Consider the following 15,863-nt stretch of genomic DNA (forward strand, 5'->3'; position numbering starts at 1 on the left):
AAATCTGGTATGAAAAAGATAGAAGCCTATATTAGTCTTCTCCTACCTCAATATCATCTTGCTTAAATTCGCATTTTAATCTAAAAGGGATCGGTGTATCTGATCCGGTATAGAAATCATCAATGGTCCCTTTCCAGATGACCTGAAGCTCCCCTTCTTCATTTCTTTCAAAAAGAAGCTCATTATCATAGATATAGGCCTCTTCGTCATCGAAAAGATCTACCTCTGTATAAGTTTCTTCATCAGAATCATTGATTTTGATTGTTTTTCCTTCAATTTCCGTTGACTCGATAGGGAAATCGAACACTTCAAGTGAAAGCTGTGGAAAGTTGTACTGTAATGAATCATCATCTACGTGATCCAAACTGTCATCCGTAATCACTTCAACCTCTAAAAAGTGTTGCTGGTTGCTGTAAACTGCCTTACAATAAGTATTTCTGATATTGTATTTTAGCGTCTCCTCCGGATGGTAAATTTTTAAAATCCCTTTCATTTTTTCTTAAAAAAGAACTGTAATAATATGATTGTTAAACGTTTTAGACAAAGATAAAAAATTGATTCAAAGTTAAAAGGATTTTGAAAATAATTTTTTAAAATCAATGCAAACAATAAGTCTGAATCTCCCAATAATACTTATTTTTGTTTTCATAAAGATTCTGAAAATGAAAAACATTTTATCAAAAAGTATTCTAGGATTAGGGTTGGTGATTGGGCTTGCTTCCTGCAAAAAATCGGATTCTCCCCTTACAAAAGTGACGCCCAGCAATCTGGATTCTATCGCTTCCAACTATTATGAGCAGTATCTTAAACTATATCCTTTAGATGCTACCGCACAAGGAGATACAAGATATAACGACCAGCTTCCTATCAATATTGATAAAGATTTTATCTCAGGAGAAATTGCTTTCTACAATTCTGTGCAAAAACAACTGGAACATGTAGATTATAAAACCCTTTCTGATGAAGATAAAGTGGTGTATGATGTTTTGGATTATACTTTAAAAGATAAAACTGAGACCTATGCTTACCATCCGGAATATATTCCTTTTACTCAATTTGGAGGACTTCCGCTAACGTTCCCATTGTATGGAAGCGGACAGGGCAATCAACCTTTTAAAACAGAAAAAGACTACAGCGACTGGCTGAAAAGAATGGAAAAATTCCCGGAGTGGATGAATGCAGCAGCAGACAACTTCCGTGAGGGAATCAACAATAAGGTTGTGCTTCCTAAAAAACTGGTTGTCAAGATGATTCCTCAAATGAAGGCTGAAGAAATTACAACGTCTGATATGGAAAAAAATATTTTCTACGGACCTATTAAAAATTTCCCTAAAAACTTCACAGAGGCACAGAAAGAGAAATTTTCTGCACTTTATAAAGATGCTATTACGAAAAAAATCATCCCGGCTTATACTAAAATGGGAACATTTTTAGAAAAAGAGTACCTTCCTAAAGCAAGGGATACAGACGGATACAACAGCCTTCCTAACGGAAATGAGATCTACAATTATTATGTAAAAAGCTGGACAACCACTAAGAAATCTCCTGAAGAAATTAATAAGATCGGACTTCAGCAAGTAGCTATGCTTCGTGCAGAAATGGAAAAAGTGAAACAACAGGTAGGTTTTACAGGAACTCTTGAAGAGTTTATCACTTTTGTAAAAACGGATCCAAAGGCAATGACTTATAAAACATCTAAAGAGGTTTTAAATGCATTCAACGGAATCTTAACGAAAATCACTCCGAAGCTGAAAACAATGTTTAATGTAACGCCAAAAACAAAGTTTGAGATCAGACAGACGGAGAAATTCAGAGAGGCAAGCGCCAGCGCAGAATATATGCCGGGAACTCCGGATGGAAAAAGAGCAGGAATATTTTATGTTCCGCTTCCTGATCCTACAAAATTCAATGTTACTTCAGGAATGGAGTCTCTTTTCCTTCATGAGGCAATTCCAGGGCATCACTATCAGGTTTCTCTTCAGCAGGAAAACACAAAGCTTCCTAAGTTTATGAGATTCGGTTGGTTTGGAGCATACGGTGAAGGATGGGCTCATTATTGTGAAACATTAGGTCCTGAGTTTGGTTTATACACAGATCCTTATCAGAAAATGGGTTACCTGAGCGATCAGATGCTGAGAGCGGTAAGACTTGTTGTAGATACTGGACTTCATACCGGAAAAATGTCAAGAGAAGAGGCGATCAAGTATTTCCTAAGCAATATTTCTTATGACGAGGGATCTGCCACTGCAGAAGTAGAAAGATATATGGCAATGCCGGGACAGGCATTAGGCTACAAAATAGGGTCTTTAAGAATCCGTGAGCTGAGAGAAAAATATCAGAAAGAACTTGGAAGCAAATTCAATCTGGCAAGTTTCCATGATGAAGTATTGAGCCAGGGATGTCTTCCTTTGGACGTTCTGAACAGAAAGATGGAGCTTTGGGCTAAAAAACAAAAATAGTTTCTTTGTGAGACTATTTTTATTTTTTACCAGTATTTTATTGGTGTTATTAAGCTGTCAAAAGGAGCAGAATTTTGAAAAATTCTCTGTTAATAAAGATTTACCCAATTATGACACCATTCAGCTTCTCACGAAATATCCGGAGCTGAAGCTGTATAACAGTGAAATTGTTGAAAGCCGAACAAGAACAGCTTATATTGTCCAGAAAGCATTTTATTATGATGGTCTTCTTAAAGGATCTTTTATTTTTAATGACTATAAATGTAAGGCTCAATATCAAAATGATACTTTAAATATTCTGCTGAACAATCATAATGGCTATTTTGGAAACGGGGTTTTGGTAAAAGTATTCAACAACCAATTTTATATAAAAGATATTGATCCTAAAACTTTAAAAACAGAGAAAAAGTTCATAAAATCAAAAGTTTTGGAACAGAAACTGACTCTAAACACCAATAAATTTAACAAAAATGATAGCATTTATGGTTTTATAGATTACAAATGCAGCATTGACAGCCTGGTTTTTAAACACTTCAGAGGATACTTTAAAATTAAAATACAGTAAAATTGATATGATCACAGAAAGCCTAAGATCTCTTTTCAACAGAGATTTAAATAAATTAAAAACAGAGATAGAAGCCTATCAGAAAGAAGAAAACCTTTGGAAGATTGATAAAAACATTGCCAATTCTGCGGGTAATCTGACCCTTCATCTGGTGGGAAATATCAATCATTTTGTAGGAGCACAGCTTGGAAATACGGGTTACGTAAGGCATCGTGAGCTGGAGTTTTCATTAAAAGATGTTCCAAGAGCTGAACTTATTGAAAAAGTTGAAGCCACCATAGCGATGATAGATTCTGTTCTGCCACAATTATCTGAAGAAGATCTTAAAAAAGAATATCCTTTGGTTGTCTTTGAAAACAAAATGACCACGGATTACTTCCTTATTCATCTGGTTGCCCATCTGGATTATCATTTGGGACAGATAAATTATCACAGAAGGTTGCTGGATATTTAATCTGATAACCTATTTTTACAAAACTAATTTACCTTGAAAAACTAATCATTTATGAAGAAAATTTTTGTTTTCTCTTCGTATTCTGAAAAATCACCTGTTGATTTGCAACAATATGAAGAAAGGCATTTTGCACCAGAATTTATTTTCACTGACGAACCTCTCTGCATCACAGGAGAACTGAAGAATATAATAAAAAAGAACTATGAAGAAGAGCATATCATTATTTCCACTTCTCAACATCAGTTCTGTTCAAATTTTTCACAAGAATACCTTGAAAGTTGTATTGATAAAGTAAAAAAAATTGGAGGAAACCTATTATTGGGAGGTCTATTAAGCTTCGAAAAGACAATAGAAGCAACGGATCATATTTTTTGGGTGGATGGTTTTAAGGGATCGCAATTCCTAATCATTTTCAAAAAAACATTTCCTCTTTTCTTACATGAGAATTCTACAGTTCCATTGCCACTTGATGTTTTCTTATCGTCAAATCTGGAAGATGTTTTTGTCATGCATCCTTTTATTTCTCATTATAATAATGATGGGAATTTTCAATCCTTCGAAAATACTATTGATTTCCAGAATCTGGATGACAATCCTGAAGATCTTCTGGATGAACTTTCCCAAATAAAAAAATATTACACTTATGAGCCTTAATCATTTTTCAGACATCATGATCCCTACATACATTATTAATCTGAAACATAGAGAAGACAGAAGGGAAAGTATTTTAAAAGAGTTTGAGGGAAAACCTGAATTTGATTGCCATATTGTAGAAGCATGTATTCATGAAAAAGGAAATATAGGATTGTGGGAAAGCATAAAAAAAACGGTAAGCATTGCTATTGAAAACGAAGATGATGTAATTATTATCGTAGAAGATGATCATATTTTCACAGAACATTATGATAGAGATGTATTGATGGAGCATATCATAGAATCTAATGAACAGGGAGCAGATATTCTTGCCGGAGGTATCGGAGGAGGCTTTAGGTTTGTTGTTCCTGTTACGGAAAACAAATTTTGGATCAATCATTTCTGGTGTACCCAGTTTATGGTGATTTATAGTCGTTTTTTTGATCAGATACTCAATGCTGATTTTGGCCCGGAAGATACTGCAGATAACTTTTTATCACAGCTTACGGCCCATAAAATGGTATTATACCCTTTTATCTCTGTTCAGAAAGATTTCGGATATTCTGATATTACAGAAGAAAATAATGTCAATGGGAATATTGAAGAATATTTTAAAACAGCAGATCTTACTCTTGGTATCTATCAAAAAAAGTACAAACAATTTATGCTAATGAATAAAAAAGAGAGAACAGTCTAATATTCTCTCTTTTTATAAGTTTTCAAAATAAATTAGCAACATAAATATCCACCAGGGTTGCAATATGCTAATGCGTAACCCTTCACAGTGCAGTGTAGAGATTGACAGCCACAAACACCTGGCCCAGATCCGGCCTTAATAACTCTCATTTCGTTCCTGTTCATGTTATTTTTCATAACATTGAGACTCATTTTTTGTAATTTTTTCATAGTATTTTTTTTAATTAGTAGTACAGTAATTACCAATAAATTCTAGTGGGACTTACATTATACCTGTTTGGGATTTTTGCAGGTACTTTTTCGGGGTTGTATACTTTTTTAAGCCAAAACATATGAAACATAATTGCCTCATATTTGTTTTTGTAAATTATCTTACCGTTATCAAATTTTACTCTTCCGGTATAACCTTCCATCAGAATAAAATCAAAATGGGTTCTGAGAATTTCATCTCTTTCAGCATGTTTCATGATATGGGTAAAACTTTCAATCTCTGTTTCAATTTCGAAAATAGGAATCCCTTCTGCGAGATCGTCCCAAACAAAATTGCATTCATCAAAACAAAAGTGATCCGGCATAGAAAATACCTTTTTATAGTCTTTACTTCTTTTAAAGAATGTATTCAGTAATTCATTGTTCCTGTACAAGCCAAAGCATCCGGTGGTATAATCGTCTCTTACACTGATATAATCATAACTGTCGAGAAATTCATTGGTAAAAAAAGCTCTTATATCTCCATAAATAAGATCAAGATCGCAGTGCCCCCAGAAATCATATCCTTGTATAAGCTCCGGAAACATAAACCCGTACGCAGGCTTAAAATCACATAGCTTATAAGGATAATCTATGTTGATTGGAAATCCAAGTCTATTAGATGTATCGTAGATGATATCTTCCAGATTTTTATGGACTATTTTCACGTTTGAGGGTACATTTTTTACCTCCTCTGTATTATCAGTTATAATCACAAAATCTACACTTGGATTAAAAGCACAAGAATGCAGGTAATACGGCATATACCAGGGATATTTGCCGTACCAGCAGGTAATTAAAACTAAACTTGGTGTATTCATAGGTTAAAAAAATTCTGTAATTGCAAAATTGCAATTACAGAAAAAATATAAGTTATTTTTGACTGATTAGCAGCATTTTGCTGGCCATCCACCACCACATACAGCTCTCATACCATTCATATAGCAGTACTGTGAATTACAGTTACAAGTTCCTGGCTCACCTGCTGAACCAGCTTTAATAACTCTCATTTCGTTTCTGCTCATTTCGTTTTTCATGGCATTTAAGCTCAGCTTTTGTAATTTTTTCATAGAAATTTGTTTTAATTTGTTTGCCTACTCTTTAGATTTTCGGCTTCCTCTTTGTATAATTATTATAATAATTTTCTTCTTTTATCTGTATTCAACCTCCAATTCTTCTACAGAATCAAGCTGTTCATTCCATTCATCCTCAATAAGATCCGGCATAAATACTTCCATATACTTTTTATTAAGTCTTACAGGAAATGCATAGTCGTTGATAAAGTAATGCGGTGTGAAAAACAGGTTATTCTGTAAATTTTCATAAGAAACAGAAACCAGTTTATTCAGTAGAAAGGTTCTGTTATCAAGAGTTGTACTATATTTTTTCAACCATTTCTCTGCCTGTCTGTGACTATACCAGTCATGAAGAGCTTCAATAAATTTATCTTCGCCTTTTGTTTGATAAATGTTCAGGAGCTGAATCAGCATCTCTTCTACTTCAGCTGTTACGACTCCTGTCATATTAAATCTGATTTTGATGTTGACCTGATTTTTATATTGATTATAAATTCTTTGTAAAAAATCATGCGCTTCTCTACAGTATCCGCACAAAGGGCTTGTAATAAAAGTAATTGTAACAGGCGCATTTGGATTTCCCAACAAGATTGGCTCAGCCTTTAAATGGAGAGGTTCTGTGCTCGTCAGTATATTTTTAAAATAAGGATAATGTCTGATATATCGGGAATCAAATTCAGTATCTTTCTTTAGTTTACCATAGCCTATAAGTGCTTTTTTAACAAAGAAATAGGCTCCGGCAAAAGCAGCAGCGACTGCAGCCAGGAGAGAAATCGTTGTAAAATCAATGTTTACTTTACTCAAAATCCCTGTCATATTAAACATCAGATAAATGAGTTGTGCATAAATTACCCCAATAATACTCAAGCATATCGGACACCATTTTTTCTCTACTTTCATTTGGAAATAAATAGAATATAAAGTAAATGGAATGCATGCCAGCAGAGAAACTCCAATGAGAAAATAATAGTTATTGAGAAAATCCTGATTGAGCACTACCAATGATAAAAGCTGAGTTCCAAAAAGAAAAATACTGAGATCACTTAATTTGAAACCTGCAATCTTTCCTTTTTCAGAATTGATAATCTGAATGCAGCTTGACTTTTCACTGCCATCACAAAGCTGAGCAGAAAAACCGGATTCAAAACCTAATTCTGTTTTTATAGCTTCGAAAGAAAAAAACAATCCTATCATTGTAATGAATCCAAAGCCACTTAAAAACCATCCTCCAATAAAAAACAATATCAAAAAGACAGCGCAAATGATCAACGTCGGTAACAATTTGGCATAAAAAGAATCAGATGATTTTGTAATTTCCCCATTATTTTCAGCTGCAAGTACTGCTCCGGTCCATACATTCTCCATTTCAGTGAGGGAAATACTTTTCTGAACCCCTTCATGATCAGTATATAAAATATTTTGTCCTTTTTTTTCTATATATGATAAAATCAAATGTCCGTTTCCTACATCCAATATGGTAAGAAAAGTATCCGGTAAATGATCAAAATCCTGGAATTCAATTGTAAAAGCACCATTTGGAATACCAAAAAAGCTGAGAGCATCACTGAAAGCCAAAAGACTTGGAGTCTCTGGATGTGATTCTACCTGATAGATGTAATCATTCTTATCAATCTTTACATCAATTGATTTCAGATATAAAAACACAGCGTTAATTTCTTTTCTTAATTCCATGGTTATAGTTGGTTTGTTTATACTATCTTTCAATAGTATTATCGTTGTCCTGATAATATTTTTTTATTGATTCTGCCTGTTGGTGCATTTTATTCATGATTTCGGAACTTTTACTAACATCTGTCATGCTTTGCATCAAAATTGGCAGAGGGTCATTTATGAAGTTTTCTTTACTTTTTATATAGGCTTCTTTTGACATTACAACATCATCCATTACTGATTCTGTTTGCAATGTAGCCCTGACATTTTTTCTGCTCCCTTTAAATTTCCACTGATACTCGTTAGCATCATCTCTTAGCTCTATGATCAATCCAGGAAGCCCCATAAAAACATAAGGTCCATCAAAAACCGGAATATCCTGAGTAAACCAAGCTATCCAAGACCTTCCTCCATAATGGGTTTCTGCTTTTTGTACTTGAAGCGTTTCGATATTTCTTTTTTCAGGTAAAAGCTTCCAATGAAGATCAGGATATTCTTTATAGGAAATAATACCTATAAATAAATCATCTTTCAGAATAACAGATGAATTACCAAGATCTTTTATTACCTTAAAATTCATTGTTCCTAATGATAAAACCGGGGATTGTGATGTAAAAAGAGAATCAGATTCCCACTTCTCTTTTCGAATGAATACAGATCTTTTATCAAGACTGTCCAAATAGAATATATCGGTCTTTATCGTCTTATTTTTGATAGAGGGTTTATAGGTAAGTTCATAATAAAAACGATGAACCTGCCCTTTACAAGCACAGGAAAATAAAACTACAAATAAAACGAAAAGATTAACTTTTTTCATTTTGGGTCTTCATGGTACTGATCCAAATATATCTCTTTTTATTGAAATACAATACCTCTGTAATTATTTACAGCAAAGAAAATTTTGAAAGATCCATTATTGTCTCCAAATGATACTATAAATCAAACAGATAAAGTTAAATTCATAAAATAGAGATTTTTTGGTGAAAATTTATAAATATCCTTTATTGGTGAAAAAAAAAGCCAAAAAGCAATTTATGAGATAAAAAAAAACACCAAGAAATGGTGTTCATATACTGATATTAAAAGCCGAAAACAGCTTAAATAATCTTAAAAAATGTTAATCCTTATTTCTCAAACATCATTTTCGTAATAAAATCCTTCTCTCCTTTTCCTCTTGCCGGAGAATATTCTCTTCCATAGAAAATGATCTGAAGGTGAAGTTTGTTCCATACTTCTTCAGGGAATAAATTCTTAGCATCACGCTCTGTTTCCACCACATTTTTTCCGGAGGTAAGTTTCCATTGTGTCATCAGACGATGAATGTGTGTATCTACCGGAAAAGCAGGAAATCCAAATCCCTGGCTCATAACAACAGAAGCCGTCTTGTGCCCTACTCCAGGAAGTGCTTCTAATTCCTCATAAGTCTGTGGAACAATACCATTATGTCTTTCCAGCAGAAGTTCTGCCATTCTCTTCAGGTTTTTAGCCTTTGTATTGGAAAGTCCGATTTCTTTGATCAGCTCTTTGATTTCAAATTCTTCCAGTTTGGCCATTCTTTGGGGAGTTCCTGCCACGGCAAAAAGATCAGGCGTAACCTGATTAACTTTTTTGTCTGTAGTCTGCGCAGAAAGCGCTACAGCAACCATCAATGTATAGGGATCGGTATGATCTAACGGAATAGGTGTAGTGGGATATAATTTTTCCAGTTCTATCTGAACGAGCTCAGCTCTTTGTTTTTTTGTCATGTATGCCTTAAATTTGAACAAAATTAAATCATTATGCTGAAAGTTGGAGATAAATTACCTGAATTTGAAGGATTCAATCAAGACGGAGAAACAGTAACCTCATCAAAATTAATTGGAAAAAAGCTGGTCGTTTTCTTCTATCCTCAAGCGAGTACACCAACCTGTACAGTGGAAGCCTGCAACCTGAGCGATAATTATTCTAAGCTTGAAAAAGCAGGATTTCAATTACTGGGAGTAAGTGGAGACACGGTAAAAAAGCAGAAAAATTTCCATAGCAAATTTGCATTCCCTTATGATCTTATCGCAGATGAAAAGCGAGATATTATCGAAAAATTCGGAGTATGGCAGGAGAAAAAAACGTTTGGAAAAACGTATATGGGAATTGTAAGAACCACTTTTATTTTTGATGAAAATGGAGTTTGTACAAGAGTGATTGAAAAAGTAACTTCAAAGACTGCTGCGGAGCAGATTCTGGAAGGATAATTCTTTGTTAAACACAAATATCACAAAAGCATTCACAAATAACATGATGTACAATCTATACGTTATTTGTGAAAGCTTTTTTATGTTTTTATTCTGTTTCGTAGTAATTTAATTCTTCTGTTTCACCAGGAAGTATAACATGTTTTTTAAACCTCAGCCCTAGTTTTTCAATCAGTTTTTGGGAAGAAATATTATCTTTTGAAATGATGGCAGATATTTTTGTTAATCCAAAATCATCCATCCCAATAGATTTCACTTTCTGAGCTGCCTCATAAGCATAGCCTTTGCCTTCAAACTCTTCCAATAAAGAATATCCGATATCCACAATATCAAGCCCTTCCCTTTCGAAGATTCCTACTGCACCTACTTTTTCATTTCCTTCTTTGGTTACTAAAAGATAGTTTCCAAATCCCAGTCTTTCAATCTGTGGAGCAAATCTGTTGAGGATATAATTTTCAGCATCTTCAATGGAATTTACATTGCGGTTGCCGATATGTTGAATAAATTTGGGTCTGTTATAAAGTTCAAAGACAAAATCTTTGTCTTCACGGGACATAGGGCGAAGGATTAATCGCTCAGTCTCATAGGTATTATTTGCGCTTGGGTGTTTTTTTGGGCTCATCTTTCTTTGGTTCTTCTTTTTTTTCGATTTTTAAAAGTCTCGGGTTATTAGCACATTTTTTATTGTAAAGCTCAATATAAGTTCCATTGTCTTTGACATTGCTTACAGCACCAGTAGATTTATTTACTGTAACTGTATAATGTGTTTTCTGGTATGGACATTCTTTTGAGGTTAGTTTTCCAAGGTCCAGATAGTAATTCGACTTATCTTCATGATAATTACCAGCAAGGTCCTTAAACTCCTCATCTACCATATATCCGTCAGCAGCTAATACAATAGCTGCTTCCTGAGCATTATCAATTCTATCTACAAACTTCTTCAGTCCTTCGACATCCGTAACGTAATTTACTTTACCTCCTTCCGAATAAGCGATATAATAAAAACTGTCTTCACTAGGGAAAAGATTGAATCCTGAGAATTGAGGAGTATAGTCTACCTTACCCGAAATCTTTATTTCCTGTCCTTTCCCATAGCTGTTGTATACCAACACCCATGAATCTACCCTATTACCGGGATTGATCTGCTGCAAAATAGCAGGAATGCTTGAAAACTTTTTCTTCTCCTGGGCAAATCCTAAGACTCCCAAAAGTAAAAATGTAAGAATTGTAAATCGGGTTGCAGTTTTAATCATAATTTAAAAATCAGCAGAAAATATACCAAATATTACATAAACTTCTCGCCCTTCTTAAAGTTTTTTAAGTCAAGAACATAATCTTTAATAAGTTGATCGTTATCCCTCGGGCAGATAAGAAGCGCTTTATCTGTATCTACAACGATGTAGTTTTCAAGGCCGTCAATGATCACTGCCTTGTTATTATTCTTTAAACGGATAATATTTCCTTTTGAGTTATAGGAAAGTAAATGCTTCAATTTTACAGCATTTCCATCTTTATCTTTATCTGTATTTTCATATACGGAAGTCCATGTACCCAGATCGCTCCATCCTAGATCTGAAGGAATCACGTAAACATTCTTTGCCTTTTCTAAAATTCCATTATCAATGGAAATCTTCTGAACCTTTGGATAAATGGTTTCAATACAGCTGTTTTCTTTTTCCGAATTGTATTCACAAGCCATAAAATGCTGCATCATCTCTGGAAGATAAAGATCAAAAGCATGGTGAATGCTTTTCACATTCCAAACGAAAATCCCTGCATTCCACAGGAAATCACCACTTTCTAAGAAGCTTTGGGCAATTTCAAGGATAGGTTTTTCCGTGAATGTTTTCACTTTAAAATATTCTGATCCTTTTTTTTCTACAAACTGAATATAGCCATAGCCTGTGTCAGGTCTTGTTGGAGTTATCCCTAATGTTACCAGATAATCATGCTGTGAAGCTACCTCAAATGCCAGCTCCACTTTTTCCAGAAATACGTCCTCTTTAAGGATCAGATGATCTGCCGGCAATACAATCATGGTTGCATCCGGATTAATCTCAGCAATTTTGTTAGCCATATACAGATTACAAGCTGCTGTATTCTTCATCAACGGCTCACCCACAATATTCTCTTCAGGAATTTCCGGAAGCTGCTGATGGGAAACAGGAACATATTCTTTATTCGTAATCACGAATATCTGCTCTTTAGGAATTACCTTGCTGATTCGGTCATAGGTCTGCTGAATCATGGTACGCCCGGTTCCTAAAATATCCTGAAACTGTTTTGGAAATTTCTGCGTGCTCATAGGCCAGAACCGGCTTCCGATTCCCCCCGCCATTATAACGCAGTATCTATCTGATTTTAACATTCTTAGCTACATTTTTCTACCCTCGCTAAAGGCTTGAAAGAATACTTCCTTCCAGTAGCCAGGTTCTTACAAAGATAGTTTTTTTTAACCAGACCTTCTAATAAATACTTTTCGTTGCGATAGATAAAAAATTCTCCCTTTTTAAGTTCCTCGATAAATTGCAGAGTATCATCCTGTTTCTCAGTATGGAAATATCTTACCAGATCAGGGCTTGCCATGAAATTGGCTTTGGGTGATTTTGAAAATTTTATGATGATAGGTTTGAGTTCTTCATCATAAATCTCAAGACTTTCCAGGAGCATATTTCTGAAAGTTTCTTTCCATTCGTTGCCGTGGGGAGAAATTCTTCGTCCATATTTTTCGAAAGCAATCAGATGAGCAAGCTCATGAGTCAGTACAAAGAAAAAAAGTTGTGGAGTAAGGGTAGAATTTACCGTAATTTCATGAGAATTATCTGGAAGCTTTCTATAATCTCCCAGTTTTGAATTTCTGTTTCTTGTGACTTTTATATGTATATAGTAATCTGAAAACCAGATTCTTAAATATTTAAGCGTATTTTGAGGTAAGTATTTTTCTAATGATTTGATTGGCATTTTACAAACTTAATGGAATTCCTGCATAGAAATTCAATAGTTTAAGACTAAAAAGATAATTATATTTTGCCTGCGCTACTGATCCCTGTGCATTTGCATAATTATTTCTCGCCACGTTGACGTCATAAATGGTTGTTCTTCCGGCAGTATAACTTTTATCAGCAAAATCAAGAGCTAGTTTCGAGCTTTTTTCTGCTTCTACTGCTGACAGATAGGTTTCATAATTGGCGTCAGCATCAAACTGAGCTTTCTGTACGTTTTGTCTTACAGTCTGTTTCTGTTGTTCCAAGGAATTCTTGGCTAAACTTTCATTTATTTTAGACTGTTCTACCTGAAGTTTTGTTTTCCCTTTATTGAAGATAGGAATATTAAGTGACAGCCCTACGTTTTGACCAAACTGATCTTTATATTGTTCAAAAAAAGTTCCCTGCACAGTACCTGGCATAGGATCAAATTGTCTGTTATAGAAAGTATTAAGACCAGCGCTCGCTGTTAATGTAGGCCAGTATGCTGTTTTGCTTACCTCAGTTTGTGCTTCGGCAGATCTTATACGGCTTTCCGCTGCTTTGATCTGAGGTTGTATTTCATATGCAGTTGTAAGCACTTCATCTGCGCTAGTAAGTTGTAAATCAAGTTTTTCAGGAATATTCACATCTTCCACATCAAACCCCTTATAATCTGAAAGCTGTAAAAGCTGAACAATGGCAAATAAAGCACGGCCAACGTTTACTTCTGCAGTTTTAAGATTTTGTTTTTCTCTTGCCAGTGCAGCTTCAGCCTCTGCCAGAACCGTCTGGGCTGTTGTTCCAACCTGAGTTGTAATTTTAGCTCTGTCAAACTGTTTCTGCGCATTATCCACGGCACTCTGAGAGATTTTAACAATCTCTTTATTCAACAAAGTGGTCAGATATTGCTGAGCAATCTGAAGAGAAATATCATTTTTAATGGTTTCAATATCATATTGACTGGCTTCCACATCAAACTGAGCTTTTCTTATATTTTTTTCTAACCTCCCATTATTATACACCAAAACATCGGCTCCCAGACCAACACTGTTATTGAACCTATCGTTTCTAAAACTTCCGGCTCCTAATGATCCTTGTCCGAAACTCACCCCACTCGTCACACTTCCAGATAGGGAAGGTAAATATTCTTTTTGGGCCGCTTTAAGGTTGTATTCCTGGTTTTGTTTGTTATACTGATTTTGGATAACCTGAAGATTATGCTCCACTGCATAGCTTACACATTCTTTTAAGGACCATTTCTTCTGAGCGCTTAAACCCAGATAACCTAATCCAAAAACGATGATCCAAACTTTTTTCATATTGTATATGTTTATTTGTTTTTAATGGTCATATGGAATCGTGTTGCCTTCATGAGTAGTATACCATGTAAATCACAGCGATTTCATATTAAGATTTTTCAATATTAGACGAATTAAATATAAAAAAGTTACAGATTGAAAAATTATATTTTATTTTAAAAAAACTTTTGGGAATTTTGCATCATGACAAATGAACAATATCAGGAAGCTATCGACTGGCTTTTCGTACAGATGCCCAACTATCAGATAGATGGACAGAAGGCTTATAAACCTGGGCTTGATAACATTACAAAGCTTTGTGCTTTTTTTGGAAATCCTCAGGATAAAATAAAATGTATTCACATTGGCGGTACTAATGGAAAAGGTTCTTCAAGCAATATGCTGGCATCGGTTCTTCAGGAGGCTGGTTATAAAACCGGGTTATACAATTCTCCACACCTTATAGACTTCACGGAGCGAATAAAGGTGAATGGAAAAAACTGTAATAAAGAATTTGTCTTTGATTTTATTCAAAAATTAAAAACGATTCCGGAAGATATCCGCCCCTCTTTCTTCGAGTTTACCACCATCATGGCTTTTGAATATTTTTATCAGCAGCAGGTAGATTTTGCCATTATTGAAGTAGGATTAGGAGGAAGACTGGATTCCACAAATATTATCAATCCATTGATTTCGGCTATTACTAATGTTCAGCTGGATCATCAGAATATTCTTGGAGATACCATCGAAGAAATTGCCACTGAGAAAGCTGGAATTATTAAAAATAATATCCCAATTATTTCCGGTGACGAGAATGAATCCGTTAGAAATATCATTAAAGAGAAAGCAACCAAAGAAAATGCACCGTTTATAGATGCTACTCTTATAAATACCAACCTTGAATCTGATCTGAAAGGAAATTATCAGAAAAAGAATATCAGAGTTGTCTTAGCTGCGGTAGAAGAGTTAAAAAAACTGGGAGTACCTATTTCTGACGATTCTCTTGAAAATGGACTGCTCCATGTTCATCAGAATACAGGATTTATTGGCCGTTGGTTTGAGTTTTCACAAAATCCGCTTACGATTTGTGATACGGGACACAATCAGGCAGGCTTGGAGTATGTTTTTTCACAATTAAATTCAATTAACAGACACAAGCATGTTATTTTGGGATTTGTGAATGACAAAAAAATAGATGATGTGATGAAATTACTTCCTGAAAATTCTGAGTTTTATTTTGCAAAACCATCCATCAACAGGGGAAGACATCCGGAAGATTACGAAAATCTGCTTCAGGAGGCGAAAATTTTTTATAAAATTTTTGATTCCGTACAGGAAGCGTATCTAGCTGCAAAAGAACGATGTACAAATGAAGAAATGATTTTTATCGGCGGAAGCAACTTTGTAGTGGGAGATTTTTTAGAAAAAAATTTGGAGATTAAAGAATAAGTCGTATATTTGCACCACTCTAAACAAGAGAACAAGTCTAGAGGGTTCTTAGCTCAGTTGGTTCAGAGCATCTGGTTTACACCCAGAGGGTCGGGGGTTCGAATCCCTCAGGACCCACA

General features: G+C 34.7%; 18 protein-coding genes and 1 tRNA gene. 8 read left to right on the forward strand and 11 right to left on the reverse strand.

Annotation, left to right across the window (positions count from 1 at the left end; translation table 11 throughout):
• Window positions 1-31: 31 nt before the first annotated feature.
• Window positions 32-493, reverse strand: a complete 462-nt coding sequence (locus NK356_RS19650) for a hypothetical protein (RefSeq protein WP_253317815.1) — start codon at window positions 491-493, stop codon at window positions 32-34.
• 169 nt (window positions 494-662) lie between these two features.
• Between NK356_RS19650 and NK356_RS19655 the strand changes: the two genes are divergently transcribed.
• The 5 genes from NK356_RS19655 to NK356_RS19675 are packed head-to-tail and all read left to right on the forward strand — an operon-like array spanning window position 663 to window position 4,808.
• Window positions 663-2,459, forward strand: coding sequence for a DUF885 family protein (locus NK356_RS19655; protein WP_034694161.1), 1,797 nt, complete (start codon window positions 663-665; stop codon window positions 2,457-2,459).
• Window positions 2,460-2,466: 7 nt separating this feature from the next.
• Window positions 2,467-3,024, forward strand: a complete 558-nt coding sequence (locus NK356_RS19660) for a hypothetical protein (protein WP_253317816.1) — start codon at window positions 2,467-2,469, stop codon at window positions 3,022-3,024.
• Window positions 3,025-3,031: 7 nt separating this feature from the next.
• Complete coding sequence (locus NK356_RS19665; protein ID WP_081906407.1) at window positions 3,032-3,478, forward strand: DinB family protein; 447 nt, start codon at window positions 3,032-3,034, stop codon at window positions 3,476-3,478.
• A 51-nt stretch (window positions 3,479-3,529) separates the two neighbouring features.
• Window positions 3,530-4,132, forward strand: a complete 603-nt coding sequence (locus tag NK356_RS19670; protein WP_034694155.1) for a hypothetical protein — start codon at window positions 3,530-3,532, stop codon at window positions 4,130-4,132.
• Complete coding sequence (locus tag NK356_RS19675; RefSeq protein WP_253317817.1) at window positions 4,122-4,808, forward strand: hypothetical protein; 687 nt, start codon at window positions 4,122-4,124, stop codon at window positions 4,806-4,808. The genes NK356_RS19670 and NK356_RS19675 overlap by 11 nt, the downstream gene beginning before the upstream one ends.
• A gap of 238 nt (window positions 4,809-5,046) precedes the next feature.
• On the opposite strand, the gene NK356_RS19680 is transcribed toward NK356_RS19675, so the two are convergent.
• The 5 genes from NK356_RS19680 to nth form a co-directional block, all read right to left on the reverse strand.
• A complete protein-coding gene (locus tag NK356_RS19680; RefSeq protein WP_034694149.1) occupies window positions 5,047-5,877 on the reverse strand; it encodes a DUF6625 family protein in 831 nt (276 codons plus the stop codon).
• 66 nt (window positions 5,878-5,943) lie between these two features.
• Window positions 5,944-6,126 carry a TIGR04149 family rSAM-modified RiPP gene (locus NK356_RS19685; protein ID WP_034694146.1) on the reverse strand — a complete coding sequence of 61 codons (183 nt, stop codon included), beginning with the start codon at window positions 6,124-6,126 and terminating at the stop codon, window positions 5,944-5,946.
• Between the two features lie 81 nt (window positions 6,127-6,207).
• A complete protein-coding gene (locus NK356_RS19690) occupies window positions 6,208-7,824 on the reverse strand; it encodes a vitamin K epoxide reductase family protein (RefSeq protein ID WP_253317818.1) in 1,617 nt (538 codons plus the stop codon).
• 22 nt (window positions 7,825-7,846) lie between these two features.
• The gene (locus tag NK356_RS19695) at window positions 7,847-8,620 is read right to left on the reverse strand and encodes a GLPGLI family protein (protein WP_253317819.1); all 774 of its coding nucleotides are present in this window, start codon (window positions 8,618-8,620) and stop codon (window positions 7,847-7,849) included.
• A gap of 307 nt (window positions 8,621-8,927) precedes the next feature.
• Window positions 8,928-9,548 carry an endonuclease III gene (gene nth, locus NK356_RS19700; protein WP_034694138.1) on the reverse strand — a complete coding sequence of 207 codons (621 nt, stop codon included), beginning with the start codon at window positions 9,546-9,548 and terminating at the stop codon, window positions 8,928-8,930.
• Between the two features lie 33 nt (window positions 9,549-9,581).
• Between nth and bcp the strand changes: the two genes are divergently transcribed.
• On the forward strand, window positions 9,582-10,031 hold the full coding sequence (bcp, locus tag NK356_RS19705) for a thioredoxin-dependent thiol peroxidase (RefSeq protein ID WP_034694135.1): 450 nt from the start codon (window positions 9,582-9,584) through the stop codon (window positions 10,029-10,031).
• 88 nt (window positions 10,032-10,119) lie between these two features.
• On the opposite strand, the gene NK356_RS19710 is transcribed toward bcp, so the two are convergent.
• Genes NK356_RS19710 through NK356_RS19730 form a run of 5 tightly spaced genes read right to left on the reverse strand, consistent with a single transcriptional unit; the run spans window position 10,120 to window position 14,316 of the window.
• Window positions 10,120-10,653 (reverse strand): GNAT family N-acetyltransferase, encoded by a 534-nt coding sequence (locus NK356_RS19710; protein ID WP_034694132.1) that lies wholly within the window; start codon window positions 10,651-10,653, stop codon window positions 10,120-10,122.
• The gene (locus NK356_RS19715) at window positions 10,622-11,284 is read right to left on the reverse strand and encodes a hypothetical protein (RefSeq protein WP_034694129.1); all 663 of its coding nucleotides are present in this window, start codon (window positions 11,282-11,284) and stop codon (window positions 10,622-10,624) included. The genes NK356_RS19710 and NK356_RS19715 overlap by 32 nt, the downstream gene beginning before the upstream one ends.
• Before the next feature lie 32 nt (window positions 11,285-11,316).
• Window positions 11,317-12,399: a mannose-1-phosphate guanylyltransferase gene (locus NK356_RS19720; RefSeq protein ID WP_253317820.1), complete on the reverse strand. Its 1,083-nt coding sequence runs from the start codon at window positions 12,397-12,399 to the stop codon at window positions 11,317-11,319.
• Window positions 12,400-12,401: 2 nt separating this feature from the next.
• Window positions 12,402-12,992 (reverse strand): SprT-like domain-containing protein, encoded by a 591-nt coding sequence (locus NK356_RS19725; RefSeq protein ID WP_034694123.1) that lies wholly within the window; start codon window positions 12,990-12,992, stop codon window positions 12,402-12,404.
• 1 nt (window position 12,993) lies between these two features.
• A complete protein-coding gene (locus NK356_RS19730) occupies window positions 12,994-14,316 on the reverse strand; it encodes a TolC family protein (RefSeq protein ID WP_034694121.1) in 1,323 nt (440 codons plus the stop codon).
• 183 nt (window positions 14,317-14,499) lie between these two features.
• On the opposite strand from NK356_RS19730, the gene NK356_RS19735 reads away from it, so the two are divergent.
• Both NK356_RS19735 and NK356_RS19740 read left to right on the forward strand, forming a co-directional pair.
• Window positions 14,500-15,744: a folylpolyglutamate synthase/dihydrofolate synthase family protein gene (locus NK356_RS19735; protein ID WP_034694118.1), complete on the forward strand. Its 1,245-nt coding sequence runs from the start codon at window positions 14,500-14,502 to the stop codon at window positions 15,742-15,744.
• A gap of 42 nt (window positions 15,745-15,786) precedes the next feature.
• Window positions 15,787-15,861 (forward strand) — tRNA-Val (locus tag NK356_RS19740).
• The last annotated feature ends 2 nt before the right edge of the window (window positions 15,862-15,863 follow it).

Source organism: Chryseobacterium sp. S0630 (assembly GCF_024158915.1).
Taxonomy (GTDB): Bacteria; Bacteroidota; Bacteroidia; order Flavobacteriales; family Weeksellaceae; genus Chryseobacterium.